Source organism: Psychrobacter sp. T6-1, from assembly GCF_052258445.1.
Map to the genome: position 1 here is coordinate 1 of NZ_JBQQFC010000209.1, position 4386 is coordinate 4386.

Annotated in this window: 5 protein-coding genes; 3 read left to right on the plus strand and 2 right to left on the minus strand. The window is 45.1% G+C overall.

All coding sequences use genetic code 11. The features are described from left to right. On the minus strand, positions 1 to 593 hold a 593-nt coding region (locus tag ACTXGO_RS10190; protein ID WP_443574333.1), incomplete at its 3' end, for a hypothetical protein. Positions 594 to 879: 286 nt separating this feature from the next. Between ACTXGO_RS10190 and ACTXGO_RS10195 the strand changes: the two genes are divergently transcribed. Further along, the gene (locus ACTXGO_RS10195; protein WP_317199760.1) at positions 880 to 1101 is read left to right on the plus strand and encodes a hypothetical protein; all 222 of its coding nucleotides are present in this window, start codon (positions 880 to 882) and stop codon (positions 1099 to 1101) included. Positions 1102 to 1168: 67 nt separating this feature from the next. Here the strand turns inward: ACTXGO_RS10195 and ACTXGO_RS10200 are convergent, their stop codons facing one another. Continuing rightward, positions 1169 to 2575, minus strand: coding sequence for a L,D-transpeptidase family protein (locus tag ACTXGO_RS10200; RefSeq protein WP_435950735.1), 1407 nt, complete (start codon positions 2573 to 2575; stop codon positions 1169 to 1171). Between the two features lie 336 nt (positions 2576 to 2911). Between ACTXGO_RS10200 and prmB the strand changes: the two genes are divergently transcribed. Together prmB and ACTXGO_RS10210 are read left to right on the plus strand one after the other, a co-directional pair. Then, positions 2912 to 4045, plus strand: coding sequence for a 50S ribosomal protein L3 N(5)-glutamine methyltransferase (prmB, locus tag ACTXGO_RS10205; RefSeq protein ID WP_317199762.1), 1134 nt, complete (start codon positions 2912 to 2914; stop codon positions 4043 to 4045). A gap of 78 nt (positions 4046 to 4123) precedes the next feature. Continuing rightward, the coding region (locus ACTXGO_RS10210) for a chorismate synthase (RefSeq protein ID WP_443574335.1) at positions 4124 to 4386 on the plus strand (263 nt) is incomplete at its 3' end.

Below are 4386 nucleotides of genomic sequence, written 5' to 3' on the forward strand. Positions count from 1 at the left end.
AGTTTATTATCAGTGACAGCTTGTTCGTTTTGCTCTAACGATTGGAGATTCGATGTACTGGCAGGTAAGTCACCTTGTACGGCAACGTCTTGCCCATTAGCAGCATCACTAATCACAACGGTATCATCGGCGGTCGTAGGCTGCGTGCTTGGCGTGCTATCACTCTCAGCACTGATGATTATTTCTGCATTGTCGTCAGTAATTAGAAGAGAAGGATCAGCGCCGCTATCTGTTTTTTGATTTGCTAAATCTTCAGTTTCAGACATGACTTGGGTGTCTTGAGCTTCAGACTCAGGCGTCTCTAAAGTAGCAATCACCACATCAGGACTGACAGATTCTAACACTATGGTAGATTCTGGATTTTCGGCAGGCATTGTCTGAGTATTATCTGTCTCTAAATCGCCATTCTCAGAGTCTTGGCTATCGGCTTGACTGACCGTTTCATCAGATTCGTCATGATTAAAATCTACACGGGTGCGATCTAAGTTTTCGATATGATCGATCAGAGGCTCTGAGGACACTTTGCCCGTTTTGGCAGGACTCTCAATAAGGGTGTCTGAATTTTCTGGCGCGGCATCATCGGATGAGGTCATAGTAGCAAGCTTCGTTAGAAGAAAAAGAGAGCCACTATTGTAATGATAAATGAATAAAAGAGGAGTGTTTTTTGCAGATAGATAAAGAGTGAATTTGTAAATCAAAACAGCTTTTGGATAAAAAAACACGCGTTTATTGATTGGCAGATAACTCCCTAATATTAACAGGGTTATCAGCTTAAGTCACTTAGTATTACTGGCTCAAAGGTCTATATTAAATACTTACTATTAATGTGGTTTTGAGGTATAAAGTAGGTATACCCACAACTAATATAAGGATTAGATAATGAACTGGCCATTATTCTCCGTCGTTTTTACCATAGCATTAACGGTCGTCATAGGCGTACTTATGATTGCAGCCTTAGTGACTGGATTTAACCAGATTGTTCATATACAAATCGTTATTGCGATCGGGTTTATGTTGTGTCTGCCTATCAGCTGGTATTTCAGCAGAAAGCTTGGCAGCATTACAGGCAATGAAGAAGGCTATGGCGCTATCAATGAATAGTATGTAAAGTGTTGTCGCAAAAAAAAGACCTTTGATTAAAGGTCTTTTTATTTTTATAACGTTTTTATTACTGAAGTTCAACCGTGGCGCCGTTTTCGATATTGGCGTAGACCTCTAATACATCCCAGTTGGTCAAGCGTACACAACCTGCCGAGGCTTGACGGCTAATGCCTTCAGGCTTAGGTGAACCATGGATACCATAAGAGGGTTTTGACAGTCCCATCCATACTACGCCGACGGGATTGTTCGGGCCTGGTGGTATCATATGAACTTGCTTGTCACTGCCTTCGCCGACTGTTGCTTTGTACCACGGCATTTTGACTCTATTAATAATCTTAAACGTGCCTTGTGGTGAAGGTGTGCTACTACTACCAACCGTAGTGGGATAAGTTGCGACCAGCTTGTCGCCATTATAGGCGTAAAGGGTTTGATCGGCTTTGTTAGCGACTACGCGGTTGATACGCTGTTTAAGTGGCGCGCGTGTGTTGAGGACTGTGATGGTCTCGCCTGCGCGGTAATCTTTGTTTTTATTGAGCTTGTCAAGGTAGCGCACGTCCATATGAAAGCGCTCACCTAACATCTCTTTGATATCCTGATAGTACAGACCTTTCATTTTTGATTTGGCTGGATAGCCTGAAGGGGTTGTCGCAAAGTTGGTTTTGATATCGTCTTCGGTCAGCGTATAAGTGACCAGTACGGGCTTATTGGCTGGGATATTCTTGACTAGCGCATCCCAAGTTTTTTGATCCATTTTTCCCGTCGTTGGCAAGCCTTTCATCGCCTGAAAATTGGTCAAAGCTTTTTTACTGTTCATACCCCAGCCGCCATCGATAGGACCAGGTGAGGCGTGGTTCCAATCTAACAAGGCTTGGATTTTGATGGTCATTGCTGAGTTGACATTCATGCTAGGCGACCAGGTAGCGTTATTGACCTGTTTGGCATAGTTTGAGAGGTTCAGCGTAGTATGTATTTTGCCATCAACATCTTCGATACTCTTGATCGTGGTATCGGTATTAGCCGCTTGCAACTGCTCTGTGCGCGGTATCTCAAACGCAGGCGCGTCAAAAGGCTCACTACCTTGACTGGGCGCGGCAATAGCTTGACCTTCACTAATCTCATCTGTGCGATCAGACTGCTCGTCTTTACGGGTCAATTCCTGGGCGCTCATGTTATCAGCAGCAATGTTATTTGATGCCGCATTGTTGTTCGCAGCTTGAGCGTTTCTAGGTTGAGTCGCCGCCTGAGTACGCTTGGAGTCAATAAGTTGACTCATACGATCGGTCGCATTGTTGTTTTTAGCTATTGAGCGATTGCGGTTTTCTTCGACATCAAGGCTCGCTAGAACAGCGATATCTGGCAATTGCTCTGCAGTACCTACGGGCAGGGTGCGCGTATTATCATTGGGCGCAGCAAAAGTGCTTGCGCTAAGCATAGCAAGTGCTACAGAGGCGATAAGAGGGTTTAATTTCATCATGTTTATTCACTTGTGATGGTTACTAATGGGGCTATTATGCGCATATTTAGGGCGCTTCGCAAACTTTTGACACACATTTTTGTGCCTCTTATCCGCTTTGTGTCAACTGATGACGCATTCACTACAATACAGAGATAATTGAGTCAGGCTACAGGTTTTTTAGCAAGGAAGCTGATACGAAGCTTGCGCTAGGAGTAAGACTACAAGCCGATACTAACAGCAATTGGCGCAATCTGGCGTTTGCGTCTATAATGCGTATTTGACTTGAGCTAAAATTATGCCAAAGGCTTGAGCGATTATTACTTTTGATAACGAATTTTAATCATTAGGGGCAGTATGTCAGCAGATCAAATCATGAGCGCAGAGGACTTTCAGAATCTACATTTAGATGAAGACGCGATGCAAGACTCAGAGCATAATCAATTTGCTAATTTGCATAGTGAGCTTGAAGAGGCCCGCGCGCAGTTATTTAGTATTCGCGACTTTATTCGTTTTTCGGTGACACAACTGCGTAATTATGACGTTGTGGTCGCACAAGGTACTACCGATGAGTTCGCTGAAGCGGCGGCTATCGTTCTGCATTCTTTATCATTAGATTGGTCTGCTAATGAGCAGATTCTCGATTGCCGTTTGACCGCATCAGAGAAGCAAGCAGTGCTGAGCTTACTTGAGCAGCGTATTAGCGAGCGTAAACCGCTTAGCTACTTGATTAATTTGGCTTACTTTTGTGATTTGCCCTTTTATGTCGATGAGCGCGTTTTGATTCCACGCTCACCGATTGCTGAGCTGATACGCCAGCAGTTCTATCCTTACTTTGATGTGAATGAGCGCGCTGTGCCTTTGGGTCAAGCAGGCTCAGATAAAGCGGCGAGTTTTTATGATCATGGCCTTGACATGAAGCAGTTGTCGCAGCCTGAGCGTATATTAGATATGTGTACGGGTTCAGGCTGTATCGCTATCGCTATGGCGACTCGTTTCGTCGACGCTTTGGTCGATGCCGTCGATATTGACAAAGGCGCGCTTGAGGTCGCTATGGTCAATGTCGATCATCATGACTTAGGCCATCAGGTCAATGTGATAGAGTCGGATCTGTTTGCCAAGATACCCGCTGAGAACCAGTACGAGCTCATTGTCACCAATCCGCCCTATGTGGACGCTGCTATCATGGCAGATTTGCCGCCAGAGTTTTTGTATGAGCCTGAACACGCTTTGGCGGCTGGGCAAGATGGCTTAGATCTTGTGCATCATATCTTGTATCAAGCGGCAGATTATTTAAGCCCTGAAGGCCTGCTCATCTGTGAAGTGGGCGATAGCGAATGGGCATTGAACCAAGCGTATCCTGATATCCAGTTTGATTGGCTCAAGTTTGCGCTTGGCGGACACGGCGTGTTTGCTATCACTTATGATGAGCTTATCGCCAACCGTGCGCTATTTGCTAACTATGTACAAAGGCTAGATGGCGCTCAGTAGAGGCTATGTTGTTATTTTTAAAGAGAATAATTTGATGATGTAAGTGCTGATAGCAAGCACCAATGATTAAGGATAAGTATGGCAGGCAATAGTATTGGACAGCTGTTTTGTGTGACGACATGTGGCGAGTCGCACGGCGCAGGTCTTATGGCAATAGTAGATGGCGTGCCACCTGGTCTAGAGCTTAGCGAGGCAGATTTGCAAGTAGATTTGGATCGCCGTAAGCCAGGCACGTCCAAATACGCCACCCAGCGCCGTGAGTCAGATGAGGTCGAGATCATCTCAGGGGTATTTGAAGGCAAAACCACAGGCACCTCAATCGGTCTGTTAATTCGCAATAC

Excerpts from the sequence above, each read along its gene's own strand:
- ACTXGO_RS10195 (WP_317199760.1), top strand. The coding sequence starts at position 880 with ATGAACTGGCCATTATTCTCCGTCGTTTTTACCATAGCATTAACGGTC.
- ACTXGO_RS10200 (WP_435950735.1), bottom strand. The coding sequence starts at position 2,575 with ATGATGAAATTAAACCCTCTTATCGCCTCTGTAGCACTTGCTATGCTT.
- prmB (WP_317199762.1), top strand. The coding sequence starts at position 2,912 with ATGTCAGCAGATCAAATCATGAGCGCAGAGGACTTTCAGAATCTACAT.